Origin of the sequence: Burkholderia sp. E168m15 (genome assembly GCF_016586105.1) — a bacterium.
Taxonomy (GTDB): Bacteria; Pseudomonadota; Gammaproteobacteria; order Burkholderiales; family Burkholderiaceae; genus Burkholderia; species Burkholderia orbicola.
The window spans coordinates 16908-42695 of the sequence record NZ_BCPO01000017.1 but is presented as its reverse complement, the minus strand read 5'-3'; the positions used below and the strand labels follow the sequence as shown (position 1 = coordinate 42695).

The 25788-nt window shown below is 67.1% G+C and carries 23 protein-coding genes and 1 tRNA gene; 9 read left to right on the top strand and 15 right to left on the bottom strand.

The features are described from left to right. Positions 1-32 precede the first annotated feature (32 nt). From JMF86_RS02495 to JMF86_RS02460, 8 genes are all read left to right on the top strand, one after another. Positions 33-109 (top strand) — tRNA-Pro (locus tag JMF86_RS02495). A gap of 141 nt (positions 110-250) precedes the next feature. Continuing rightward, on the top strand, positions 251-1543 hold the full coding sequence (locus tag JMF86_RS02490; protein WP_027812945.1) for an HlyC/CorC family transporter: 1293 nt from the start codon (positions 251-253) through the stop codon (positions 1541-1543). 83 nt (positions 1544-1626) lie between these two features. Next, complete coding sequence (locus JMF86_RS02485; RefSeq protein WP_200094976.1) at positions 1627-2901, top strand: GspE/PulE family protein; 1275 nt, start codon at positions 1627-1629, stop codon at positions 2899-2901. Between the two features lie 2 nt (positions 2902-2903). Beyond that, the gene (locus JMF86_RS02480; RefSeq protein WP_125380854.1) at positions 2904-4109 is read left to right on the top strand and encodes a type II secretion system F family protein; all 1206 of its coding nucleotides are present in this window, start codon (positions 2904-2906) and stop codon (positions 4107-4109) included. Between the two features lie 44 nt (positions 4110-4153). After that, positions 4154-5065 carry an A24 family peptidase gene (locus JMF86_RS02475; RefSeq protein ID WP_077179091.1) on the top strand — a complete coding sequence of 304 codons (912 nt, stop codon included), beginning with the start codon at positions 4154-4156 and terminating at the stop codon, positions 5063-5065. Position 5066: 1 nt separating this feature from the next. Continuing rightward, positions 5067-5675 (top strand): dephospho-CoA kinase, encoded by a 609-nt coding sequence (gene coaE, locus JMF86_RS02470; RefSeq protein WP_011544511.1) that lies wholly within the window; start codon positions 5067-5069, stop codon positions 5673-5675. A gap of 109 nt (positions 5676-5784) precedes the next feature. After that, complete coding sequence (gene zapD, locus JMF86_RS02465; protein ID WP_012327858.1) at positions 5785-6540, top strand: cell division protein ZapD; 756 nt, start codon at positions 5785-5787, stop codon at positions 6538-6540. 28 nt (positions 6541-6568) lie between these two features. After that, positions 6569-6769: a DNA gyrase inhibitor YacG gene (locus JMF86_RS02460; protein WP_125380855.1), complete on the top strand. Its 201-nt coding sequence runs from the start codon at positions 6569-6571 to the stop codon at positions 6767-6769. 60 nt (positions 6770-6829) lie between these two features. Here the strand turns inward: JMF86_RS02460 and JMF86_RS02455 are convergent, their stop codons facing one another. The 4 genes from JMF86_RS02455 to secA all read right to left on the bottom strand — a co-directional run bounded on the left by JMF86_RS02455 (position 6830) and on the right by secA (position 12343). Beyond that, positions 6830-7273, bottom strand: coding sequence for an NUDIX domain-containing protein (locus JMF86_RS02455; RefSeq protein WP_006487137.1), 444 nt, complete (start codon positions 7271-7273; stop codon positions 6830-6832). After that, entirely contained in the window at positions 7270-8139 is an 870-nt protein-coding gene (locus tag JMF86_RS02450; RefSeq protein ID WP_125380856.1) for an ATP-binding protein, read from the bottom strand. The genes JMF86_RS02455 and JMF86_RS02450 overlap by 4 nt, the downstream gene beginning before the upstream one ends. A 19-nt stretch (positions 8140-8158) precedes the next feature. Next, complete coding sequence (gene argJ, locus JMF86_RS02445; protein WP_023477235.1) at positions 8159-9400, bottom strand: bifunctional glutamate N-acetyltransferase/amino-acid acetyltransferase ArgJ; 1242 nt, start codon at positions 9398-9400, stop codon at positions 8159-8161. 144 nt (positions 9401-9544) lie between these two features. Next, positions 9545-12343 carry a preprotein translocase subunit SecA gene (gene secA / locus JMF86_RS02440; protein ID WP_027809365.1) on the bottom strand — a complete coding sequence of 933 codons (2799 nt, stop codon included), beginning with the start codon at positions 12341-12343 and terminating at the stop codon, positions 9545-9547. Between the two features lie 256 nt (positions 12344-12599). Here secA and JMF86_RS02435 point away from each other — a divergent pair, with 256 nt between their 5' ends. After that, positions 12600-13076 carry a DUF721 domain-containing protein gene (locus JMF86_RS02435; protein WP_006487136.1) on the top strand — a complete coding sequence of 159 codons (477 nt, stop codon included), beginning with the start codon at positions 12600-12602 and terminating at the stop codon, positions 13074-13076. An 84-nt stretch (positions 13077-13160) separates the two neighbouring features. Here the strand turns inward: JMF86_RS02435 and lpxC are convergent, their stop codons facing one another. From lpxC to mraY, 11 genes are all read right to left on the bottom strand, one after another. Then, complete coding sequence (gene lpxC, locus JMF86_RS02430) at positions 13161-14078, bottom strand: UDP-3-O-acyl-N-acetylglucosamine deacetylase (RefSeq protein WP_011544505.1); 918 nt, start codon at positions 14076-14078, stop codon at positions 13161-13163. A 240-nt stretch (positions 14079-14318) separates the two neighbouring features. Continuing rightward, complete coding sequence (locus JMF86_RS02425; RefSeq protein ID WP_011544504.1) at positions 14319-14825, bottom strand: peroxiredoxin; 507 nt, start codon at positions 14823-14825, stop codon at positions 14319-14321. 188 nt (positions 14826-15013) lie between these two features. Continuing rightward, positions 15014-16210 (bottom strand): cell division protein FtsZ, encoded by a 1197-nt coding sequence (gene ftsZ, locus JMF86_RS02420; protein ID WP_006477012.1) that lies wholly within the window; start codon positions 16208-16210, stop codon positions 15014-15016. A 112-nt stretch (positions 16211-16322) separates the two neighbouring features. Further along, the gene (gene ftsA, locus JMF86_RS02415; RefSeq protein ID WP_006487138.1) at positions 16323-17555 is read right to left on the bottom strand and encodes a cell division protein FtsA; all 1233 of its coding nucleotides are present in this window, start codon (positions 17553-17555) and stop codon (positions 16323-16325) included. 26 nt (positions 17556-17581) lie between these two features. Next, positions 17582-18334, bottom strand: coding sequence for a cell division protein FtsQ/DivIB (locus JMF86_RS02410; RefSeq protein ID WP_006477014.1), 753 nt, complete (start codon positions 18332-18334; stop codon positions 17582-17584). Positions 18335-18353: 19 nt separating this feature from the next. Next, entirely contained in the window at positions 18354-19295 is a 942-nt protein-coding gene (locus tag JMF86_RS02405; RefSeq protein WP_152864761.1) for a D-alanine--D-alanine ligase, read from the bottom strand. 1 nt (position 19296) lies between these two features. Next, entirely contained in the window at positions 19297-20694 is a 1398-nt protein-coding gene (gene murC, locus JMF86_RS02400; RefSeq protein WP_012327853.1) for a UDP-N-acetylmuramate--L-alanine ligase, read from the bottom strand. Beyond that, positions 20691-21794, bottom strand: a complete 1104-nt coding sequence (gene murG / locus JMF86_RS02395; RefSeq protein WP_027809362.1) for an undecaprenyldiphospho-muramoylpentapeptide beta-N-acetylglucosaminyltransferase — start codon at positions 21792-21794, stop codon at positions 20691-20693. Before murG ends, murC begins: the two co-directional genes overlap by 4 nt. Further along, positions 21791-23074 (bottom strand): putative lipid II flippase FtsW, encoded by a 1284-nt coding sequence (ftsW, locus tag JMF86_RS02390; RefSeq protein WP_011544500.1) that lies wholly within the window; start codon positions 23072-23074, stop codon positions 21791-21793. The genes murG and ftsW overlap by 4 nt, the downstream gene beginning before the upstream one ends. Beyond that, positions 23071-24582 (bottom strand): UDP-N-acetylmuramoyl-L-alanine--D-glutamate ligase, encoded by a 1512-nt coding sequence (murD, locus tag JMF86_RS02385; RefSeq protein WP_201316690.1) that lies wholly within the window; start codon positions 24580-24582, stop codon positions 23071-23073. The genes ftsW and murD overlap by 4 nt, the downstream gene beginning before the upstream one ends. A 28-nt stretch (positions 24583-24610) precedes the next feature. Next, complete coding sequence (gene mraY, locus JMF86_RS02380; RefSeq protein ID WP_006477019.1) at positions 24611-25780, bottom strand: phospho-N-acetylmuramoyl-pentapeptide-transferase; 1170 nt, start codon at positions 25778-25780, stop codon at positions 24611-24613. Between the last annotated feature and the right edge of the window lie 8 nt (positions 25781-25788).

Here is a 25788-nt window from a genome sequence, read left to right as displayed (position 1 = left end):
CACGAAGACGGCGAAGTCCGAAGAGCAAAAATCGGGGTGTAGCTTAGCCTGGTAGAGCGCTACGTTCGGGACGTAGAGGCCGGAGGTTCGAATCCTCTCACCCCGACCAGATTTAAAAAAACCGTGCACCATGTGCACGGTTTTTTTTCGTCCGGCCGCCGCGAGCCCCTTGTATCGCGCGCGACACATCGCGGTCGCCGGCCTCTGCTATATTTCCCCCATCCCTGTCCTTCACTGCCCTTTCCAACGCGTGGACCAAATTCCCTTATGGGCGCAAATCGGCGCCGTCTTCCTGCTTCTCCTCTGTTCCAGCTTCTTTTCCATTTCCGAGACCGCGATGATGGCGCTCAATCGCCATCGGCTGAAGCACCTCGCCGGTCAGGGCGCACTCGGCGCGAAAACCACGCAGGGGCTGCTCACGCGCACTGACTTGCTGCTGAGCGTGATCCTGATCGGCAACAACCTGTTCAACACGATCATCCCGGTCCTCACGACGTCGCTCGCGCTCCATACGTTCGGCCGCAACAACCTCGCACTGTCGATCGCGACCGGCGTCGTCGCGTTCCTGATCATCGTGTTCGCGGAAATCGCGCCGAAGATCGTCGGCGCGACGTTCCCCGAACGCATCGCGCTGCCGGCGAGCCTCGTGATCGCCCCGCTGATGCGCGTGTTCAAGCCGGTCGTCTGGTTCGTCAATGCGCTCGCGAACGGCGTGCTGTGGGTGCTGCGCATCAACACGAAGAAGGGCCGCGACCAGCGGATGTCGGCCGACGAGCTGCGGGCCATCGTGCTCGAATCGAGCAGTTTCATGCCGACCAAGCACCGCAGCATCCTGCTGAATCTGTTCGACCTCGAGAACATCACGGTCGACGACGTGATGGTGCCGCGCCGCCAGATCGAGTCGCTCAACTTCTACGCGCCGCTCGACGACATCCTGCATCAGCTCGAAACCTGCTATCACAACCGCCTGGTCGTCTACGAAGGCGACATCGACAAGGTGCTCGGCGTGCTGCACGTGCGCAAGACGCTCACCGGGCTGCACAACCAGGATTTCGACCGCGAGACGCTGCGCGCGCTGCTCGCCGAACCGTATTACGTGCCGTCCGGCACGCCGGTGGTCCAGCAACTCCAGTTCTTCCAGGAAACCCGGCAGCGCACCGCGCTCGTCGTCAACGAGTACGGCGAACTCGAAGGGCTCGTCACGCCCGAAGACATCATCGAGGAGCTGATCGGCGAATTCACGACGTCGATGCCGCGCAGCGAACGCGCGGGCGGCTGGGACGAGAACGGCGAATGCATCGTCTCGGCCAGCATGCCGCTGCGCGAACTGAACCGCTGGCTGCACCTGAAATTGCCGACCGACGGGCCGAAGACGCTGAACGGACTGGTTCTCGAGATCCTCGAGGAAATTCCGGAAGACGACGTGTGCCTGAAAATCGGCGACGTGATGCTCGAAGTGATGCGCAGCGACGATCAGGCAGTACGCACCGTCAAGCTCTTCAAGCCGCGCGGCACGCGTACCGGACGCACCGCCACGCGCTAACCGAACGGCCGACTGCCGGCGCCGCCCGCGACGCGCGATCATCTGCGCATCACGGTCAACAGGCGGCCCGCGTGCCGGCTCACATGCATTTCCCTTCCCCCGGGGCGCCGCTGCACACGCAGTCGCCGCCCGCGCATTCCGACGCGCCAGCCGCCGCGCCCCATGCACTCGATGCGGCGCAGCTCGACGATGCCCCCGCCGTACGCCTGCTGACGGACACGCTGCATGCGGCGCGTGTGCGCGACGCGTCGGACATCCACGTCGAGCCGTTCGAGGCCGGCTGGCGCATCCGTCTGCGCATCGACGGCGTGCTGCATGAACATGCGCGCCCGCCGCTGCACCTGCGCGATGCGCTCGTCACGCGGATCAAGGTGCTCTCGCGCATGGACATCGCCGAGCGGCGGCTTCCGCAGGACGGCCGGCTGCGCATCGCGATCGACGACGGCACGCGCGGCGACTACCGCGTCAGTTCGCTGCCCACGCTGTTCGGCGAAAAGCTCGTGCTGCGGCGGCTCGAAACGCTGCCGCCCGATCTCACGCTTGCCAACCTCGGCTTCGACGCGCGGCAGGCCGCCGCGATGGAGGCCGCGATCCGCGCGCCGCATGGCCTCGTGCTCGTCACGGGACCGACCGGCAGCGGCAAGACGCTGTCGCTCTACTGCGCGCTGCAGATGCTCGATCGCGACGCGCACAACGTCTGCACGGTGGAAGATCCCGCCGAAATCCAGCTCGACGGAATCAACCAGGTGGGAGTCGCCGACAAAGCGGGGCTCACGTTCGCGACGGCGCTGCGCGCGCTGTTGCGGCAGGACCCGGACGTCATCATGGTCGGCGAGATTCGCGATGCGGAGACGGCCGATGTCGCGATCAAGGCCGCGCAGACGGGCCATCTCGTGCTGTCGACGCTGCACACGAACGACGCACCGGCCGCCGTCGCTCGGCTGCTCGACATCGGCGTCGCGCCGTACAACCTCGCGGCCGCACTGCACCTCGTCACCGCGCAGCGTCTCGTCCGGCGCCTGTGCGTCGCGTGCCGCGTGCATTCGGACGCATCGGCGCACGCGCTGCGGGAAGCCGGCTGCGACCCGGCGGCGCTGGCAGCCGGCTGGCGGCCGTTCGTCGCGCGCGGCTGTTCCGCCTGTCACGGCATCGGCTATCGCGGCCGCATCGGCCTGCATCAGACGATGCCGGTATCGCCCGGGCTGGCCGAGCGCATCGTCGCGCGGGCGAGCGTCGGCGAGCTCGCGCAATGCGTGGCGGCCGAGGGCGTGCGCACGCTGCGCGACGCGGCATTCGCGCGCGTCCTGGACGGCACGACGAGCATCGCGGAAGCCGTCGCCGCCGCCCCCGCGGTGTGAGCATGCGCAGGCCACCGCGCGAAACCCGCTTTGCATGGCGCGGCCGCCATCGCGACGGCTCGCCCCGCCGCGGGACCGTCATCGCCTTCGACGCCGCGGCCGCGCGCGCCACGCTCGCGCGCGACGGCATCGCGGTACTGTCGCTCGACGTTCGCGGGCCGGCCCGTCCGCCTGCGGCGGCCGCGCGCGACATCACACGCTTCACGCGCCAGCTCGCGAGCCTGCTGCAGGCCGGCCTGCCGCTCGCGCCGTCGCTCGAGATGCTCGCGCGCACCCGTACGCGCGACGGCGTGCCGCGCATCGCCGCGGGGCTTGCCCGTGAGATCGTCGGCGGTCAGCGCTTCGCCGATGCGCTCGCACGCTATCCATCGCAATTCGGCACGCTGTATCGCCAGTTGATCGAGGTCGGCGAGGCGTCCGGTTCGCTCGGCATCGTGCTGACGCGGGTTGCGGAACACCGCGAGCGCGCCGATGCGCAATGGCGCAAGCTGCGTGCCGCACTCGCGTATCCGGCCGCCGTCATCCTGTTCGCGCTCGCGATCTCGTCAGCGTTGATGGTGTGGGTCGTGCCGACCTTCCGGCAGATCTTCGACGGCTTCGGCGCCGCCCTGCCCGCGCCGACCCGCGCACTGCTCGCGCTGTCCTCCGCGCTGTCGGCATGGGGCGGCATGCTCCTGGCCGGTGCGGCCACGACGGGGCTCGCCGCGCAGCACGCACTTCGGCGCTCGGCCGCGCTACGCCATGCGCTAGCGCGGCGCCTGCTGCGCGCGCCGCTCGCGGGCAGCGCGCTGGAACGGTTCGCGGCCGCACGCTGGTGCCGCTCGCTGGCGACCCTGCTCGGCGCCGGCGTGCCGCTCGCCGATGCGTTCGCCACGCTCGAGCGCACCGCCGGCCATCCGGTGTTCGCGCACGCCACCGCGCACATCGCCGCACGCGTGCTGCGCGGCGTGCGTCTGGCCGATGCGATGCATTCGGCCGGCTGCTTTCCGGACGACGTCGTGCAACCGATCGCCGTCGCCGAGGAAACTGGTGCGCTCGACACGATGCTCGCCGACATCGCCGCATTGTGCGAACGCCAGCTCGACGCGCGTCTCGATACGCTCGCGGCACTGGGCGAACCGTTGATCGTGATCGTCCTGGGCGCACTCGTCGGCGGCCTCGTGATCGCGATGTACCTGCCGATCCTTCAGCTCGGCAACGTGGTGTAGCATCGCAACCGATTCTGTCGCCTTTTAGTCCAACCTCGAGCCTCATGACGCCAGCGCCCCTGTCCGCCGTTTCCGATTCGCCCGAGAGCACGCTGCTCGCGCTGGCGATGCTGCCGCCCGCGCTGCAGTATGCGTTCGCGGTCGTCATCGGCCTTTGCATCGGCAGTTTCCTGAACGTGGTCGTGCACCGGTTGCCCGTGATGATGCAGCGCGCGTGGCAGGCCGAGATCGCCGAAGCGACCGGCGCCGCGGGCGCCCCGCCCGACGACGGTTATCCGCCGCGCTACGATCTGTGGCGCCCGCGCAGCGCCTGCCCGCACTGCGGCCACGTGTTGCGCGCCTGGGAAAACATTCCGCTCCTTAGCTACCTGATGCTGCGCGGCCGCTGCCGGCGCTGCGGCCATGCAATCGGCATCCGCTATCCGCTCGTCGAACTCGCGTGCGCACTGCTCGCGGCCAGCTCGCTCGCGGCGTTCGGCCCGACCGTCGCCGCGTTCGCCGCGTTCGCGCTGTGCGCGGCGCTGCTCGCGATGAGTGCGATCGATATCCGGACCGGCTACCTGCCCGACTCGATGACGCTGCCGTTGCTGTGGGCCGGGCTCGTGCTGAACCTCGGCGGCACTTTCACGTCGCTGCGCTCGGCCGTGATCGGCGCGATGGCCGGCTACCTGTTCCTGTGGTCGATCTACTGGCTGTTCAAATGGCTGCGCGGCATCGAGGGCATCGGTTTCGGCGACCTGAAGCTGCTTGCCGCGCTCGGCGCATGGATGGGCTGGGCCGCACTGCCGCAAGTCGTGCTGTTCGCGGCGGTGACCGGCGCGGTCGTCGGGCTCGTCGCGACCTGGCGCGGCCGCATGCGCTTCGAGGAGCCGATCCCGTTCGGCCCGTTCCTCGCGGCCGGCGGCGTCGCCACGCTGTTTTTCGGCACCCCTTTCTATGCGGCGCTCGGAGGCTGACATGTTTTCAGTAGGACTCACGGGCGGCATCGGCAGCGGCAAGACGACCGTTGCCGACCTGTTCGGCGCCCGTGGCGCATCGCTCGTCGATACCGACCTGATTGCCCACCGCATCACCGCACCGGGCGGCCTCGCGATGCCGGCGATCGAGCAGGCCTTCGGCCACGGCTTCGTGGCCGCCGACGGCTCGCTCGATCGCGCGAAGATGCGCACGCTGATCTTCAGCGACGACGACGCGCGCCGGCGCCTCGAAGCGATCACGCATCCGCTGATCCGCGCGGAGACCGATCGCGAGGCGCGCGAAGCACGGGGCCCGTACGTGATGTTCGTCGTGCCGTTGCTCGTGGAATCAGGCACGTGGAAGGCGCGCAGCAATCGTGTGCTCGTCGTCGACTGCCCGGTCGAAACGCAGATCGCGCGCGTGATGCGACGCAACGGTTTCACGCGCGAACAGGTCGAAGCGATCATCGCGCGCCAGGCGACGCGCGAAGCGCGCCTCGCTGCAGCCGACGACGTGATCGTCAACGACGCGGTCACGCCCGACGCGCTCGCCGCCCAGGTCGATGCACTGCACCAACGCTATGTCGGATTCGCGGCCGCCGCGCACTGAGCCTCGCACGCAATCGTGATGGTGTACGAAATTGGCGCGTTGCTAGGGTAGAGAGGGGGCATTAGAATGTCCTTCATTGTTTCAATCCCTACCCAAGAGGCGAGCGCGCTTGATTCTTTACGAGTATCCGTTCAACGAGCGAATTCGCACGCTGTTGCGTCTCGAAGATCTGTTCGAGCGCTTCGCGTTCTTTTTGGCTCAGGAGGACCCGCGTGAGCACCACGTCGCGCTGACGACGCTGTTCGAAATCGCCGAGGTAACGGGCCGCGCGGACCTGAAATCGGATCTGATGAAGGAGCTCGAACGTCAACGCCAGACGCTCGCCCCCTTTCGCGGCAATCCGGGCATCGAGCAGAACGCGCTCGAGGCCGTGCTCGGCGAAATCGAGCAGACGCTCGCGAATCTCGCGCAGATGCAGGGCAAGACCGGCCAGCATCTCGTCGACAACGAGTGGCTCGCCAGCATCCGCAGCCGCGCGGTGATTCCGGGCGGCACGTGCAAGTTCGACCTGCCGTCATACTACGCGTGGCAGCAATGGCCGGCCGAGCAGCGGCGCCAGGACATCGCGAAGTGGATTCTGCCGATGCTGCCGTTGCGCGACGCCGCGGCGATCGTACTGCGGCTCGCGCGCGAATCGGGTCAGGCGTCGAAGGTCATGGCGATGCAGGGCAGCTACCAGCAGATGCTGTCCGGGCGCAGCTACCAGTTGATGCAGGTGCGGGTGCCACCGGAGCTGCGCGTGATTCCCGAAGCGAGCGCCAACAAATACATGTTGTGGGTACGGTTCACCATGCAGGACGGCGACGTGCGGCCGCGTGCGGTGGACATCGACGTACCGTTCCATCTGACCCTGTGTAATCTGTAACGGCCGCGTGCCGGTTCAACGCTTTCGTATGACTACCGTTGTGAAATGTCCGTCGTGCGGCGCAGAAGTGCGCTGGACGCCTGAAAACAAGTTCCGTCCCTTCTGTTCGGCCCGCTGCAAGCAGCTCGACCTTGGCGCATGGGCCGCGGAAAAGTATCGGATCGGCGGCGCCTCCGACGAGGGTCCGTCGTCGGAAGAGGACAGCACGGACAACCGCCGCGACAGCTGAGCGGCGCGCGGTGCCGCCGCCCACTGATATGGCCCGCGTTTCAGACGGGCCGCCACGGCGTCATTGCGACGCCGCTTCCTTCTCGAGCAGTTCGAGCACCGGCAGCGCCGCCGGCAACAGCGGCGCGACCTCGACCGGCAGTTGCTGCCATACGAACGCCTGCCCTTCCTTGCTGTGCGGCTCGCCCGTCCAGCCCGTCACCTTGCAGAAATAGAGCCGCACGTACGCGTGCGGATAATCGTGCTCGAGCGTGTGCCACCGGTGGCTGGCCGTGACTTCGATGCCGAGTTCCTCGTGCAGCTCGCGCGCCAGCGCGTCCTCGACGCTTTCGCCGGCCTCCAGCTTGCCGCCCGGAAACTCCCAGTAACCTTCGTACGGCTTGCCCTGCAGGCGTTGCGCGAGCAGATAGCGCCCGTCCGGCTGCACCATCACGCCGACCGCGACTTCCGTCACCTTGCGGCCGTCCGGCGCCCGCACGGCGCCCTGTGCCAGATCCGCGCTCATGCCTGCTCCTTGCGACCCGACCAGTCACGCGCGAACTGCCACGCGACGCGGCCCGAGCGCGAACCACGCTCGAGCGCCCATACGAGCGCGTCGCCGCGTGCCGTCTCGATCTCCGTCTCCGGGCAGCCGAAGTGACGCAGCCAGTGCGCGACGATGTCGAGGTAGTCGTCCTGCTTGAACGGATAGAAACTGACCCACAGCCCGAAGCGCTCCGACAGCGAGATCTTCTCCTCGACGACTTCGCCAGGGTGAATCTCGCCGTCCGGCAGATGCTTGTACGACTCGTTGTCGCTCATGTACTCGGGCAGCAGATGGCGGCGGTTCGACGTCGCGTAGATCAGCACGTTGTCCGACTGCGCGGCGATCGACCCGTCGAGCGCGACCTTCAGCGCCTTGTAGCCCGATTCGCCGTCCTCGAACGACAGGTCGTCGCAAAACACGATGAACCGCTCCGGACGCTGCGAGATCAGGTCGACGATGTCGCCGAGATCGTGCAGATCGTCCTTGTCGACTTCGATCAGGCGCAGCCCGTCGTTCGCGTACGCATTCAGGCACGCCTTGATCAGCGACGACTTGCCGGTGCCGCGTGCGCCCGTCAGCAGCACGTTGTTGGCCGGCTTGAGCTGCACGAACTGCCGCGTGTTCTGGTCGATCAGCGCTTTCTGGCGATCGATGTTGTGCAGGTCGCCGAGCGTGATCGACGACACGGCCGGTACCGGCTGCAGGTAACCGCGCCCCTGGCGCTTGCGCCAGCGGAACGCATACGCCGCGTTCCAGTCGATGGCCGCCGGTGCGGGCGGCAGCATCCCTTCGAGACGGCCGAGCAGCGCTTCCGCGCGCGTCAGAAACTGTTCAAGCTTGTCCATGTCGTTCGAGCGCTCCCGATCAGGAGCGGTAATCCGCGTTGATGCTCACGTAATCGTGCGACAGGTCACACGTCCAGACGGTGGCCTGCGCGTCGCCACGGCCGAGCAGCACGCGGATCGTGATCTCGCTCTGCTTCATCACGCGCTGGCCGTCCTCTTCCTGGTAGGCCGGGTTGCGGCCGCCCGCCTTCGCGACGAGCACATCGTCCAGATAGAGGTCGATCTTGCCGACGTCGAGATCCGCGACGCCCGCATAGCCGATCGCCGCGAGAATCCGGCCCAGGTTGGGGTCGGATGCGTAGAAGGCCGTCTTTACAAGCGGCGAATGGCCGATCGCGTACGCGATCTGGCGGCATTCGGCGACGCTCTTGCCGCCTTCGACCTGCACCGTCATGAATTTCGTCGCGCCTTCGCCGTCGCGCACGATCAGTTGCGACAGCACCTGCGCGACTTCCGTCACCGCGTCGCGCAGCGCCGCATAGGCCGGCGAATCGGTCGACGTGATCGCCGGCAGCGTGCTCTTGCCCGATGCGATCAGGATGAACGAGTCGTTCGTCGACGTGTCGCCGTCGATCGTGATGCAGTTGAACGAGCGGTCGGCGACTTCCTTGACGAGCGTGTCGAGCACCGGCTGCGCGACGTTCGCATCGAACGCGAGGAAGCCGAGCATCGTCGCCATGTTCGGCTTGATCATGCCCGCGCCCTTGCTGATGCCCGTCAGCGTGACCGTGTGGCCGTCGATCGTCACCTGGCGCGACGTCGCCTTCGGCAGCGTGTCGGTCGTCATGATCGCCTGCGCGGCATCGAACCAGTTCGCGGCGTTGCGGTTCGCGAGCGCGGCCGGCAAGCCGGCCTTCAGACGATCGATCGGCAGCGGCTCGAGGATCACGCCGGTCGAGAACGGCAGCACCTGCGCCGGCTCGATGCCCGCGAGACGCGCGAGTTCCGTGCACGTTTCACGGGCGTTCACGAGGCCCGGCTCGCCGGTGCCCGCGTTCGCGTTGCCCGTATTCACGACCAGCGCACGGATGCCCGCGCCGCCCGCACGCACCTTCGCCAGGTGCTCGCGGCAAACGGTGACCGGCGCCGCGCAGAAACGGTTTTCGGTGAACACGCCCGCGACCGTCGCGCCTTCGTCGACGGAGATGACCAGCACGTCCTTGCGATTCGGCTTGCGGATGTTCGCTTCCGCCCAGCCGAGCGTGACGCCGGCGACGGGATGCAGTTGGGCGGGATCGATCGACGGAAAATTGACAGCCATGGGGCACACCTGCCGGATGGAAAATGCCGGCACGCGCCGGCATCGATTGGAAGAACCGGCGGCCGCACGCGCGGGCCGCCACAACTCACATCACTGACTCGAAGCTTCGAACGACGCGGCACGCATGACGCGCGCCGCCGCCGATCATGACAGCTTCCCGTGACATTGCTTGTACTTCTTGCCGCTGCCGCACGGGCACGGATCGTTGCGGCCGACCTTCGGCATTTCGCCGCCGGGGCCGCTGTGCGTCATCGCGCTGCCGACCATGTCGGCCGTCGCCGTGGCCGCCGCGGCTGCGGTGACGTTCGCGACCGGCGCGCCGGCGTCCGCGTAGTCGGCGTGCTGGTATTCGACGTTCTCGAGATGACCGCCGCGCTCCTCGATCTGCTCGGCCGCCTCTTCCAGCTGCTCCGGCGACTGGATCTGCACGTTCATCACGACGCGCGTGACTTCCTGCTTGATCGCGTCGAGCATCGCGGCGAACAGCTCGAACGCCTCGCGCTTGTACTCCTGCTTCGGGTTCTTCTGCGCATAGCCGCGCAGGTGGATGCCCTGGCGCAGGTGGTCGAGCGCTGCGAGGTGCTCGCGCCACAGGCGATCGACCGTCTGCAGCATCACCGAGCGCTCGAATGCGCTGAACGATTCGCGGCCGACCATCGCGACCTTCGCCTCGTACTGCTCGTCGGCGGCCGTCATCACGGCGTCGAGGATCTCCTCGGCGGTGATCGACGACGACTCGTTCACCATTTCCTGGATCGCGAGATCGAGCTGCCAGTCGTTGCGCAGCGCTTCCTCGAGCTCGGGCACGTCCCACTGCTCTTCGATGCTGCCTTCCGGCACGAACTGGCGGACGACTTCGGTGATCACGCCGTGACGCATCGCGGTGATCGTCTCGGTGATGTCGTGCGCCTCGAGCAGCTCGTTGCGCTGCTGGTAGATCACCTTGCGCTGGTCGTTCGACACGTCGTCGTATTCGAGCAGCTGCTTGCGGATGTCGAAGTTGCGCGCTTCGACCTTGCGCTGCGCCGATTCGATCGACCGCGTGACGATGCCCGCCTCGATCGCCTCGCCTTCCGGCATCTTCAGGCGATCCATGATCGAGCGCACGCGGTCGCCCGCGAAGATGCGCAGCAGCGGGTCGTCGAGCGACAGGTAGAAGCGCGACGAGCCCGGATCGCCCTGGCGGCCCGCACGGCCGCGCAGCTGGTTGTCGATCCGGCGCGATTCGTGGCGCTCGGTGCCGATGATGTGCAGGCCGCCCGCGGCCTTCACCTCCTCGTGCAGCGTTTCCCACTCGTCGTGCAGCTTCTGGATGCGGCGCGCCTTTTCGTCGGCCGGGATCGCATCGTCGGCCTCGATGAACGCCGCCTGCTTCTCCGCGTTGCCGCCGAGCACGATGTCGGTACCGCGGCCGGCCATGTTGGTCGCGATCGTGATGCGCTTCGGACGGCCGGCTTCCGCGACGATCGCCGCTTCACGCTCGTGCTGCTTCGCGTTCAGCACTTCGTGTGGCAGCCCGGCCTGCTTCAGCAGGTGCGACAGCAGTTCGGAGTTCTCGATCGACGTCGTGCCGACCAGCACCGGCTGGCCACGCTCGTAGCAGTCGCGGATGTCGCGGATCACCGCGTCGTAGCGCTCCTTGGCCGTCTTGTAGATCTGGTCCTGCTTGTCGATCCGCTTCGGCGGGCGGTTGGTCGGGATCACGACCGTCTCGAGGCCGTAGATCTCGTTGAATTCGTACGCTTCGGTGTCCGCGGTACCGGTCATGCCGGCCAGCTTCGCGTACATCCGGAAGTAGTTCTGGAACGTGATCGACGCGAGCGTCTGGTTCTCGCTCTGGATCTTCACGTGCTCCTTCGCCTCGACCGCCTGGTGCAGGCCGTCAGACCAGCGGCGGCCAGCCATCAGGCGGCCCGTGAATTCGTCGACGATGACCACTTCGCCGTTCTGCACGACGTAGTGCTGATCCTTGTGGAACAGCGTGTGGGCGCGCAGCGCCGCGTACACGTGGTGCATCAGCGTGATGTTCTGCGGCGCGTACAGGCTCTCGCCCTCGCCGATCAGGCCCCATTCGGCGAGCAGACGCTCGGCCTTCTCGTGGCCCGATTCCGTCAGGAACACCTGGCGCGCCTTCTCGTCGAGCGTGTAGTCGCCCGGCTTCTCGACGCCCGTGCCGTCGGCCTTCTCTTCGCCGATCTGGCGCTCGAGCAGCGGCGGCAGTGCGTTCATCCGCACGTACAGCTCGGTGTGATCCTCGGCCTGGCCCGAAATGATCAGCGGCGTACGCGCTTCATCGATCAGGATCGAGTCCACTTCGTCGACGACCGCGAAGTTCAGGGCCCGCTGCACGCGCGCGTCGGTCTCGTAGACCATGTTGTCGCGCAGGTAGTCGAAGCCGAATTCGTTGTTCGTGCCGTACGTGATGTCCGCCGCGTACGCCTGCTGCTTCTGGTCGTGCTCCATGCCGGACAGGTTGATGCCGACCGACAGACCGAGGAAGTTGTAGAGGCGCGCCATCCATTCGGCGTCGCGCTGCGCGAGGTAATCGTTGACGGTCACGACGTGCACGCCGCGGCCGGCCAGCGCATTCAGGTACACGGGCAGCGTCGCGACGAGCGTCTTGCCTTCGCCGGTGCGCATTTCCGCGATCTTGCCGTAGTGGAGCACCATGCCGCCGATCATCTGCACGTCGAAGTGCCGCATCTTCAGCACGCGGCGGCTCGCTTCGCGACAGACCGCGAAGGCCTCGGGCAGCAGCTTGTCGAGCGACTCGCCGGCCGCGACCCGCTGGCGGAATTCGTCCGTCTTGCCGCGCAACTGGTCGTCCGTCAGCTTCTCGATCTGCGTTTCGAGCGCATTGATCGTCGCGACGGTCTTTTGGTATTGCTTGACGAGCCGCTGGTTGCGGCTGCCAAAAATTTTCTGGAGAAAACCGGTTGTCATCGGATCGGATCCTGCGTCGCAGCACCGGCGCCCGGCGCGTGTTGCGCGCCCCGGCGCCCGAGCCTCGGCGGCTTAGCGAATTAGTGGACTCAAACGTTGAATTTTAGCACGCGGGGACGCGTGCGCCTGCGTCCTGGCCGGACGGGCATCGCGCGCCGGGGCCGGGCGGGCGGAGCCGAAAGCCGCCCGTGCACAGGCCGGCGCGGGTACAATCGGCTGCAACGTCCGCGCGCGTGCGCGCTCGAAGAAAGCCTCGATGAACCGATTTTCCAAGCGTTTCGGCCCGCTCGCCGCCTATCGCCCGCAACCCGTGTCCGAAGTGCTCGGCCGTACCGACGCTTTCGCGGCGCTGCGCGCGGGCGTCGAGCAGATCGCGTCGCTGCAGCGCGACTTGGGCGCATGCCTGCCCGACTATCTGGCGAATCACGTCGAACCGGGCTTCATCAAGGACGGCACCCTGACCCTCTTTGCCGCGCACAATGCGCTGGCAGCACGGCTGCGACAGGTCGAAGTGCGGCTGCTCGGCGACCTCCAGAAGCGCGGCTGGCCCGTGACGACGCTGCGCGTGCGCGTGCGGCCGAAGGACGCGCCGGAGCCGCCGCACGTGAAGCAGGCGCGAATGACCTCGGCCGGCGCCGCCGCGCTGCGCGACCTCGCCGACCACCTCGAACCGTCACCGCTGCAGGCCGCGCTCGCACGGATGGCGGCCCGGCACGGCGCGAAGCCGCGTTGACCGCACCGGCCATCGTCGGGGGGCAGCCAGCCAACAAAAAAGCGACCCGAGGGTCGCTTTTTTATCGCTTGCGCTGAACGCCGGTCACGCGAAGGCCGTCTGCGCGTCGAACGCGAACCCCTTCGGTGCAGCCTGCGGATCGTCGAACGTCACGATCTCGTACGCGTCTTCGTGCGCGAGCAGTTCGCGCAGCAACGCGTTGTTCAGGCCGTGGCCCGACTTGTACGCGGTGTACGACGCCAGCAGCGGGTGGCCGATCACGTACAGGTCGCCGATCGCGTCGAGCATCTTGTGCTTCACGAACTCGTCGTCGTAGCGCAGCCCGTCGTTGTTCAGGATGCGGTACTCGTCGAGCACGATCGCGTTGTCCATGCTGCCGCCGCGCGCCAGGCCGATCTCGCGCAGCATCTCGGCCTCGTGCGCGAAGCCGAACGTGCGCGCACGCGCGATCTCGCGCACGTACGACGTGGTCGCGAAATCGACCTCGAGCTCCTGGCCCGTCTTGTCGACGGCCGGGTGGCGGAAGTCGATCGAGAACTTCAGCTTGAAGCCGAAATACGGATCGAGGCGCGCGAACTTGTCGCCATCGCGGATTTCGACCGGCTTCGTCACCTTGATGAAGCGCTTCGGCGCGTTCTGCTCCTCGATGCCGGCGGACTGGATCAGGAACACGAACGTGGCCGCGCTGCCGTCCATGATCGGGATTTCCTCGGCCGTCACATCGACGTACAGGTTGTCGATGCCCAGCCCCGCACACGCGGACATCAGGTGCTCGACCGTCGACACGCGCACGCCATCCTTCTGCAACACCGACGCGAGCCGCGTGTCGCCGATCGACATCGCCGATGCGGGAATGTCGACCGGCGTGGGCAGGTCGACGCGTGAAAAGACGATGCCCGTGCCGGGCGCGGCGGGACGGAGCGTCAACTCGATCTTGCGGCCCGAGTGGACACCGATACCCACGGTCTTCACGATGGATTTGATGGTGCGCTGCTTCAACATGGTCTTCTTCGTCTTGATTGAAGATATCAATCAGGAGTTATATTCGATAGGCGGGATTATAGCGTAATTCCCTATTCAGCGCTGTCTGAAACTGCGTATCAATCTGTTTCGACAGTTTACCCGCGCCGATACGGGACGGGCCGATGCCCGGAACGGAGGCGTTTCCGGTCATCAGCCCGTGTTACAACTGCCCTGAGGCCGGTGAGCAGCGTTGCCGGAAGGCAACGGCGCACCGCACGATCAGGACGTCAACGTCGCGAGAACACTCGCCGCATCGCTCACTTCGAATTTGCCCGGCGCCTCGACGGCCAGCGTCTTGACCACACCGCCGTCAATCACCATCGCGTAGCGCAGGGAACGAATTCCCATGCCACGCGCGGACAAATCCTGCGTCAGCCCCAGCGCATGAGTGAAAGCCGCGCTGCCGTCCGCCATCATGCGCACCTTGCCCGCGGTGTGCAGATCACGTCCCCATGCGCCCATCACGAATGCGTCGTTGACGGACACGCACCAGATCTCGTCGATACCCGCCGCGCGCAATTGCTCGGCGTGCTCGACGTAGCCCGGCACATGCTGCGCCGAGCAGGTCGGCGTGAACGCGCCCGGCAATCCGAAGATCACCACCCGCTTTCCCGCAACCTGGTCGCGCACGCTGTAGGCGTTCGGCCCCAGCGTGCACCCTTCGCGCGCGTCGTCGATGAACTCGAACAGTTGCGCGTCGGGCAGCGCGTCGCCCACTTGAATCATGGCTGGTCCCTCATAGCGATACGGTTTTTCAGCGTGTTGCGGACAGCACGGCCCATCCCGCTCCGCTCAAGCGAAGAGGGCACGTTTCCCGGCCCGGCGTCGCATCCGACGCGGCCTGTTTGGGTCCGTAGCATCCGTCACGCCGGCGTTACCGCGGCAACTTCGCCGCGGCTTCGCCTGTGTTTGCGTCAGTCAGCCTGCTTGCGCAGGAAAGCCGGGATGTCGTACGTGTCGACACCCTTCTCCTGCAGCGCCTGCACGTGCGATGCCGCGGTTTCGCGCGAATTGCGCCACACCGCCGGCGTATCGAGCGCGCCGTAGTCGGCCGTGCTGACGTGATGCGGCTGCGCATAGCCGTGCGACACCGCGCTGACCGGCTGGTTGTCCGTACCCGTGCGCAGCAGCGTCATCGGGGCCGACTGCTGCTTCTTCGCAGCACGGCCCAGACCCGTCGCCACGACCGTCACGCGCAGTGCATCGCCCATCGCGTCGTCGTACACCGCACCGAAGATCACCGTCGCATCTTCCGCCGCGTAGCTCTTGATCGTGTTCATCACTTCGCGCGTTTCCGACAGGCGCAGCGAACGGCTCGACGTGATGTTGACCAGCACGCCGCGCGCGCCCGACAGATCGACGCCTTCGAGCAGCGGGCTCGCCACGGCCTGTTCCGCCGCGAGGCGTGCGCGATCGACGCCGGCGACCGTCGCCGTGCCCATCATCGCCTTGCCCTGCTCGCCCATCACCGTCTTCACGTCTTCGAAGTCGACGTTCACGAGGCCGTCGACGTTGATGATTTCCGCGATACCTGCCACCGCGTTGTTCAACACGTCGTCCGCGCACTGGAAGCACTTGTCCATCTCGGCGTCGTCGCCCATCACGTCGAACAGCTTGTCGTTCAGCACGACGATCAGCGAGTCGACGTGATCCTCCAGTTGCTGCGAGCCTGCTTCGGCGACGCGCATGCGCTTGCCGCCTTCGAACTCGAACGGCTTGCTGACGACACCAACCGTCAGAATGCCCATCTCCTTCGCGATCTGCGCGACCACCGGTGCGGCGCCCGTGCCCGTGCCACCGCCCATGCCTGCCGTGATGAACACCATGTGCGCGCCGCGCAGTGCGTCGGCGATGCGCTCACGCGCTTCTTCCGCTGCCGCACGACCCATTTCCGGCTTCGCACCGGCGCCCAGACCCGTATTGCCGAGCTGGATCACCGACGATGCGCGCGAACGCGACAGCGCCTGGGCGTCCGTGTTCATCACGATGAAGTCGACGCCCTGCACGCCGCGGTTGATCATGTGCTGGACGGCATTGCCGCCAGCGCCGCCAACGCCGACCACCTTGATGATGGTGCCGTTGGTTTCGGTTTCCAGCATTTCGAATTCCATTGTTGCCTCCGTCAAGAGAATGACTGCTACTCGGCCGTTATTCGGCAGGAGATCGGGCAACCCCCTGTCGCGCGCCAGCCGCCGGCACCAGCGCGAATTTCGATTCGGTTTGTCAGAAGTTGCTCAGGAACCATTCCTTCATCCGCGAGAACACCTGCCCCGCGTTGCCGGACTGCACGGCGACCTTGCGGCCGCGCATGCGCTGCGCACTGCCTTCGACGAGCAGCCCCATCGCCGTCGAGTAGCGCGGATTGCGCACGACGTCGGAGAGGCCGCCTGCATATTCCGGCGCGCCGATGCGCACCGGTTTCAGGAAAATGTCTTCACCGAGCTCGACCATGCCCGGCATCATCGACGCGCCGCCGGTAATGACCACGCCGGAGCTCAGGAGTTCTTCGTAACCCGACTCGCGCACGACCTGCTGCACGAGCGAGAACAGTTCCTCGACGCGCGGCTCGATCACGGCCGCGAGCGCCTGGCGCGACAGCGTGCGCGGACCGCGTTCGCCGAGGCCCGGCACTTCGACCATTTCGTCCGGATCGGCGAGCGCCTGCTTCGCGATCCCGTAGCCGACCTTGATGTCTTCCGCATCCGGCGTCGGCGTGCGCAGCGCCATCGCGATGTCGCTCGTGATCTGGTCGCCGGCGATCGGGATCACCGCCGTGTGGCGGATCGCGCCTTCGGCGAAGATCGCGATGTCCGTCGTGCCGCCGCCGATGTCGACCAGCACCACGCCGAGATCCTTCTCGTCTTCCGTCAGCACCGCCAGCGACGACGCGAGCGGCTGCAGGATCAGGTCGTTCACTTCCAGCCCGCAGCGGCGTACGCACTTGACGATGTTCTGCGCGGCGCTCACCGCGCCCGTCACGATGTGCACCTTCACTTCCAGCCGGATGCCGCTCATCCCGATCGGCTCGCGCACGTCTTCCTGGCCGTCGATGATGAATTCCTGCGTGAGGATGTGCAGCACCTGCTGGTCGGTCGGGATGTTGATCGCCTTCGCGGTCTCGATCACGCGCGCGACGTCCGTCTGCGTGACTTCCTTGTCCTTGATCGCGACCATCCCGCTCGAATTGAAGCTGCGGATGTGGCTGCCCGCGATCCCCGTGAACACGTTGGTGATCTTGCAGTCGGCCATCAGCTCGGCTTCCTCGAGCGCGCGCTGGATCGATTGCACGGTGGCCTCGATGTTGACCACCACACCTTTCTTCAGACCCTTCGACTCGCTCTGGCCGAGACCGATCACCTCGTAGTGACCCTCGCCCTTCAGCTCGGCGACGATGGCCACCACCTTCGACGTGCCGATGTCGAGGGAAACCAGCAGATCCTTGTAGTCTTTGCTCATAAAGTGCTCTTGCGTGTGATCTCTCGTTACTTCTTGCGCTTGTCGGTATCGGTCAGGAACCGCATGCCTGCCGCGCGAATCGCGAATCCGTTCGGATACCGCAGGTCCGCGTACTCGATGTCGTTGCCCCAACGCTCCGTGACGGCCGGCCACGCGGCGACCAGGCGCTGGCTCCGGTCATGCAGCGTGTCGCTGTTGCGTTCCTTGCCCAGCTCGACCTGCATGCCGTTCGACAGCTTCACCGTCCACGCGTACCGCGCCGACAGCGTCACTTCTTCCGGCGCCGCCTTCAGCGGCGCAAACCATTTCCCGAAGTCGCGATACCGCGTGACGACTTCCTTCGCACTGCCTTCCGGGCCGTCGAACGCCGGCAGTTCCTGCTCCAGCTCGCCCTGGTTCGCGGTGAACAGCTCGCCGTCGACGCTCACCAGCTGATCGCTGCCCCAGGTCCCGAGCGGTTTGTACTCCTCGAGCGTGACAGCCAGCGCATTCGGCCACACCCGGCGCACGCTCGCGTGACGCACCCACGGCATCTGCTCGAACGCCGCGCGCGCCGTATCGAGATCGACCGTGAAGAAATTGCCCTTCAGCCGGCCGACCACACCCGCGCGCACCGTCGGCGAGTTGATGTGCTCGGTATCGCCGTCGATCCGGATTTCCCGCAGCGCGAACGTCGGGCGCTGGATCAGCCAGTAGCAGCCGGCCGCCGCCAACACGAGCAGCAGCAGCGCGTACAGCGCGCTGGCGGCAAGGTTGAGTTGGCGAACGTTGTTCCACATACGTCGTTCCGTTCCTGCGTCAGTCGTTGAGCGTGAGCGACAGCACCTTCACGACCAGCTCGGAATAGCCGATGCCGACCGCGCGCGCGGCCTTCGGCGGCAGCGAGTGGTCGGTCATCCCGGGGGCCGTGTTCACTTCGAGGAAATACGCATTGCCGGCCGCGTCGAGCATGAAATCCGCGCGGCCCCAGTCGGTACAGCCGAGCACGTCGAACGCGCGGCGCGCGATGCGCTTCAGTTCCGCCTCCTGTTCCGCCGGCAGGCCGCACGGGATCAGGTACTGCGTATCGTCGGCGACGTACTTCGCGTGGTAGTCGTAGAACTCGCCCGCCGGCACGATCTTGATCAGCGGCAGGTCGAGATCGCCGGCGATGCACGCGGTATATTCGCCGCCGCCCTCGATGCTCTTCTCGACGATCACGATCTTGTCGTGCGTCGCGGCTTCCTCGAGCGCGGCCGGCAGCGCGTCGGCCGTCTTCACCTTCAGCACCGCGACGCTCGAGCCTTCGCTCGCCGGCTTCACGAACAGCGGCAGGCCGAGCTTCGCGACGATGTCGGTCGCGCGCGCGGCCAGGTCGTCGCCGCGCATCACCGTCTCGAACGGCGGCGTCGGCACGCCCGTCTGCTGCCACACGAGCTTCGTGCGGAATTTGTCGAGGCCGAGCGCCGAGCCCAGCACGCCGCTGCCCGTGTAGCGAATCCCGTAGAAATCGAGCGCGCCCTGGATCTGGCCGTTCTCGCCGTAGCCGCCGTGCAGCGCGTTGAACGCGCGCACGAAGCCTTCGTCCTTCAGCGCCGACAGCGGCCGCTCGGCCGGGTCGAACGGATGCGCGTCGACGCCCGCATCCCGCAGGCCCTGCAGCACGAGGCGGCCCGAGGTGAGCGACACCTCGCGCTCGGCGGATTCGCCGCCGAACAACACCGCCACCTTGCCGAAACGTTTCGGATCGATCCCGCTCATGTCATGCCTTCTGTTGAATGTGTTGCACGAGCTTCGCCGGCACGCCGCCGATCGAACCCGCTCCCATCGTGATCACCACGTCGCCGTTCTGCGCGACTTTCGCCAAAGCGTCCGGCACGTCGTCGACCGTCGCGACGAACACCGGGTCGACCTTGCCCACCGCGCGCAGCGCACGCGACAGCGCGTCGCCGCTGGCCGTCGGGATCGCGGCCTCGCCGGCCGCGTAGACTTCCGTCAGCACCAGCGCATCGACCGTCGACAGCACGTTGACGAAATCGTCGAAGCAGTCGCGCGTGCGCGTGTAGCGGTGCGGCTGGAACGCCAGCACGAGGCGGCGGCCCGGGAACGCGCCGCGCGCGGCCGCGATCGTCGCCGCCATCTCGACCGGGTGATGACCGTAGTCGTCGATCAGCGTGTACTGGCCGCCGTCCGCGCTCGGCACGTCGCCGTAGCGCTGGAAGCGCCGGCCGACGCCGTTGAATTCCGCCAGCGCCAGCTGGATCGCGTCGTCCGACACGCCGAGATCGGTTGCGATCGCGATCGCCGCGAGCGCGTTCTGCACGTTGTGCAGGCCCGGCATGTTCAGCACGACCGCGAGCGGCGCGCGCCCTTCGCGGATCACCGTGAAGTGCATCCGGCCGTCGCGCGCGTCGATGTCTTCCGCGCGCACCTGCGCGTCCGGCGACAGGCCGTAGCGCACGACCGGCTTCGAGATGAACGGAATGATCTGCCGCACGTTCGGATCGTCGACGCACACCACCGCGCTGCCGTAGAACGGCAGGCGCTGCGTGAATTCGATGAACGCCTGCTTGAGCCGCGCGAAATCGTGGCCGTAGGTGTCCATGTGGTCGGCGTCGATGTTCGTGATGACTTCGATCACCGGATACAGGTTCAGGAACGACGCATCCGACTCGTCGGCCTCGGCGACGATGAAGTCGCCCGTGCCGAGCCGCGCGTTCGCGCCGGCGCTGATCAGCCGGCCGCCGATCACGAAGGTCGGGTCCAGCCCGCCCGCGGCGAGCACGCTCGCGACGAGGCTCGTCGTCGTGGTCTTGCCGTGCGTGCCGGCGATCGCGATGCCCTGCTTCAGGCGCATCAGCTCCGCCAGCATCACCGCGCGCTGCACGATCGGCACGCCCTGGTGGCGCGCGGCCAGCACTTCCGGGTTGTCCGAGCGCACGGCCGTCGACACGACGACCGCGTTCGCGCCCTCGATGTTCGCCGCATCGTGGCCGATCGCGATCCGCGCGCCCAGCGCCTCGAGGCGATCGGTCACCGCATTGCGCGACAGGTCCGAGCCGCTGACCGCGTAGCCGAGGTTGACGAGCACTTCGGCGATGCCGCTCATGCCCGCGCCGCCGATCCCGACGAAATGAATGTGTTTGACGATGTGTTTCATTGCAGTTGTTCCAGGTTCGCGCCGGCCGCCTTCGCGCAGACGCGCGCGACTTCGTCGGTGGCCTCGGGCTTCGCGAGCGCGCGCGAACGTTCCGCCATGTCCGCGAGCGATGCCCGCGACTGGCCGCGCAGCCAGTCGGCGAGCAGCTCCGCCGACAGGTCGCGTTGTTGCACCAGCACGGCCGCGCCCGCATCGGCGAGAAACGCGGCGTTGGTCGTCTGGTGATCGTCGACCGCGTACGGGAACGGCACGAACAGCGCCGCCACACCCACCGCCGCGATCTCCGACACCGTCATCGCGCCCGACCGGCAGATCACCAGATCCGCCGCCGCATACGCGGCCGCCATGTCGTCGATGAACGGTACGAGCCGCACGTCCTCGCCGGCCGCGAAACCGGCCGCTTCGTAATTCGCCTTCAGTGCCTCGATGTGCTTCACGCCGGCCTGGTGCACGACGCGCGGGCGCTCGCCCGGCGCCAGCAGCGCCAGCGCGCGCGGCACGACTTCGTTGAGCGCGGCCGCCCCGAGGCTGCCGCCGACGACCAGCACGTTCAACGGGCCGCTGCGCGACGCATAGCGTGCGTGGGGCGGTTCCGTGTGCGCCAGTTCCGCGCGAATCGGGTTACCCGTCCATTCCGCGTGCGGCAGCGCGCCGGGGAACGCGACGAGCACGCGCTTCGCGAGTTTCGCGAGCACCTTGTTGGTCAGGCCCGCGATCGAATTCTGTTCATGCAGCACGAGCGGACGCCCCGACAGCGCGGTCATCACGCCCGCCGGGAACGTGATGTAGCCGCCCATCCCGAGCACGACGTCCGGCCGCACGCGGCGCAGCGCGCCGAGGCTCTGCCAGCATGCGCGCAGCAGGTTGACCGGCAGCGTCAGCTTGGTCTTCAGCCCCTTGCCGCGCAGCCCGCCGAACCGCACGTACTCCATCGGAATGCCGTGCTTCGGCACCAGCGTCGCTTCCATCCCGGCCGGGTTGCCGAGCCATACGACGCGCCAGCCCGCCGCTTCCATCCGGTGCGCGACCGCGAGCCCCGGGAACACGTGGCCCCCGGTGCCGCCTGCCATCACCATCAGCGTGCGTTGCGACGCGGTCATACCTTCCCTCCGCGCATCAGCACCCGGTTCTCGTAGTCGACCCGCAGCAGCACCGCGAGCGCGACACAGTTCAGCAGGATGCCGGAGCCGCCATAGCTCACGAGCGGCAGCGTCAGCCCCTTGGTCGGCAGCAGCCCGAGGTTCACGCCCATGTTGATGAACGTCTGCGCGCCGAACCAGATGCCGATGCCCTTCGCCATCAGGCCCGCGAACGTGCGATCGAGCGCGAGCGCCTGGCGGCCGATTTCGAACGCGCGACGCACGATCCAGTAGAACAGCAGGATCACGACCAGCACGCCGATGAAGCCGAGTTCCTCGCCGATCACCGCGAGGATGAAGTCGGTATGCGCTTCCGGCAGGTAGTTCAGCTTTTCGACACTGCCGCCGAGGCCGACGCCGAACCACTCGCCGCGGCCGAACGCGATCAGCGAGTGCGTGAGCTGGTAAGCCTTGCCCTGCGCGTAGCGCTCGTCCCACGGATCGAGATACGCGAAGATCCGCTCGCGACGCCACGGCGACAGCCACACGAGCATCGTGAACGTGCCGACCGCCGTCGCGACGAGGCCGCCGAACAGCTTGCCGTTCACGCCGCCGAGGAACAGCACGCCCATCGCGATCGCGGCGACGACCATGAACGCGCCCATGTCGGGCTCGAGCAGCAGCAGCGCGCCGACCAGGCCGACCGCGAACGCCATCGGCAGGAAGCCCTTCGCGAAGCTCTGCATGTATTCCTGCTTGCGCACCGTGTAGTTCGCCGCGTAGATCGTCACCGCGAGCTTCATGATTTCCGACGGCTGCATGTTCGTGATGCCGAGCGGAATCCAGCGGCGCGCACCGTTCACGCCCTTGCCGACGTGCGGGATCAGCACGATCACGAGGCCGACCAGCGCGATCAGGAAAAGATGCGGCGCGTACTTGTCCCAGGTCGACACCGGCACGCGGAACGCGAGCACCGCCGCGATGAACGCGACGGTGAGCGACACGCAGTGGCGCATCAGGAACGCGTAATCGTGATACGACGCGTATTTCGGCGAATCGGGCATCGCGATCGACGCCGAATACACCATCACGACGCCGAGTCCGAGCAGCGCGATCGCGACCCACAGCAGCGAATAGTCGAAATCGAGCATCCGCGAACGGCTCGGGCGCACGCCGTTGACGACGCTCGCGAGGCCGCCCGTCGCGGCGCGCGTGGCCGATGCGACGCGGCCGCCCGCGGCATTGCCGCCGGTGTCGCGCCGGTCGTTGAAGCGGGAGACGAGGCGATCGGACCAGCTCATGGCGTCGCTCCTTTGTCGATGGCGATTGCGTCGACCGCCGCGCGGAACACTTCCGCGCGATGGGCGTAGTTCCTGAACATGTCGAGGCTCGCGCAGGCAGGCGACAGCAACACCGCATCGCCCGGCTCGGCGAGCTCGGCTGCTGCGTGCACCGCTGCTTCGAGCGTCGCGTGGTCGGCGAGCGGCACGCCCGTTTCGGCGAGCGTGTCGCGGATCACCGGCGCGTCGCGCCCGATCAGCATCACCGCGCGGCACCAGCGCGCGACCGGCGCGACCAGCGGCGCGAAATCCTGCCCCTTGCCGTCGCCGCCCGCGATCAGCACGATCTTCTGCGCGAGCCCGTCGAGCGCGGCTACCGTCGCGCCGACGTTCGTGCCCTTGCTGTCATCCACATAGTCGACGTCGTCGATCGTCGCGATCACTTCGACGCGATGTGCTTCGCCGCGGTATTCGCGCAGTGCGTGCAGCAACGGTGCGGCCGGAAGGTCGATCGCGCGCGCGAGCGCGAACGCGGCCAGCGCGTTCGCCGCGTTGTGCAGCCCGCGGATGCGCAGCGCGTCGGCCGGCATCAGGCGCTTTTGCGCGATGTCGGGCGTATGCGCGGCGTCGCGCTTGCGCCGGCGGGTCGTGGTCGCTTCATCCGGCGCGTCGCGATCGACGGCTTCCACCAGCCATGCGATGCCGTTGTCGCGCGACAGCCCGTAGTCGCCGTCCTGCGTCGGCTCGTTCAGGCCGAACGTGACCGTGCGCGGCGCGTCGGCCGCGCCAACTGCGGGAGCGAACTTCATCACGGCTGCGTCGTCGCGGTTCAGCACGCGCGTCGTCGTCGCGCCGAAGATCCGGCCCTTTGCCTGCGCGTACGCGTCGAAGCTGCCGTGCCAGTCGAGGTGGTCCTGCGTGATGTTGAGGATCGCGGCCGCATCGGGCGCGAACGTGCGCGCGGTCTCGAGCTGGAAGCTCGACAGTTCGAGCACCCAGACGTCGGGCAGCGCGGTTTCGTCGATCGCGCTCGCGAGCCGGTCGAGCATCGCCGGGCTGATGTTGCCCGCGACGGCGACCTTCTTGCCCGAACGCTGGCACAGCAGGCCCGTGAGGCTCGTCGTCGTGGTCTTGCCGTTGGTGCCGGTAATCGCGAGCACCTTCGGCTGGTAGCCGCTCGTGCCGAGCGCGCGCAGCGCCTGCGCGAAGAATTCCAGTTCGCCCCATACCGCGACACCGCGCTCGTTCGCGGCCGCGACCAGCGTCGCGAGCGCCGGCTCCAGCGGCGACAGGCCGGGGCTCAGTCCGACGATCTCGACGCCGCCGTCGAGCAGCGCGGGCGTGAACGCCCCGCCGACGAATTCCGCATCGATGCCTTCGGCCTGCAGCGCGGCAAGGTTCGGCGGCGCCTCGCGGGTATCGGCAATACGCAGCCGGCACCCGTGCCTCGCGCACCATCGCGCGATCGCGAGACCCGATTCCCCGAGCCCCAGTACGAGCACCATCGGCCGTTGCCGATCTCCAAACATCTCGCCAGACATCCTTGTTACCTTTCCTTTACCGCAGCTTGAGGGTGGTCAGACCGAACAGGCACAACATCAACGTGATGATCCAGAAACGCACGACCACCTGCGTTTCCTTCCAGCCGGACAATTCGAAATGGTGATGCAGCGGCGCCATCTTCAGCAGGCGCCGCCCTTCGCCGTAACGCTTCTTCGTGTACTTGAACCACGACACCTGCAGCATCACCGACAGCGTTTCCGCGACGAAGATGCCGCCCATGATGAACAGCACGATTTCCTGGCGCACGATCACCGCGACCGTGCCGAGCGCGCCGCCCAGCGCCAGCGCGCCGACGTCGCCCATGAACACCTGCGCGGGGTGCGTGTTGTACCAGAGGAACGCGAGCCCGGCCCCGCCCATCGCGGAACAGAAGATCAGCAGCTCGCCCGCGCCCGGGATGTGCGGGAACAGCAGGTATTTTGAATAGACCGCGCTGCCCATCACGTACGCGAACACACCGAGCGACGCGCCCACCAGCACGACCGGCATGATCACGAGGCCGTCGAGACCGTCGGTCAGGTTCACCGCGTTGCTCGCGCCGACGATCACGAAGTAGGTCAGCACGATGAAGCCCCACACGCCGAGCGGGTAGCTGATCGACTTCAGGAACGGCAGCATCAGGTCGGCGCGCGCCGGCAGCCCCATCGACAGGCCGCTCCGCACCCACGCCATGAACAGGTCGAACACGCGCACGTTGTTCGCCTCGGACACGCTGAACGCGAGATAGACGGCCGCGAACAGCCCGATCACCGATTGCCAGAAATACTTCTCGCGCGACGACATCCCGCGCGGGTCCTTGTGGACGACCTTGCGGTAGTCGTCGACCCAGCCGATCACGCCGAAGCCGAACGTGACGAGCATCACGATCCAGATGAAACGGTTCGTCAGGTCGCCCCACAGCAGCGTCGCGACCGCGATGCCGATCAGGATCAGCACGCCGCCCATCGTCGGCGTGCCGGACTTGACGAGGTGGGTCTGCGGGCCATCCTTGCGCACGGCCTGCCCGACCTTCATTTGCGTCAGCTTGCGGATCACCCACGGACCGCACACGAGCCCGATCCCGAGCGCGGTGATGGTGGCCATCACCGCCCGGAACGTGAGGTACGTGAACAAGCGCAAAAAGCTTGCGTCTCCTTGCAGCCATTGCGCCAGCGCCAGCAGCATGCTTCCTT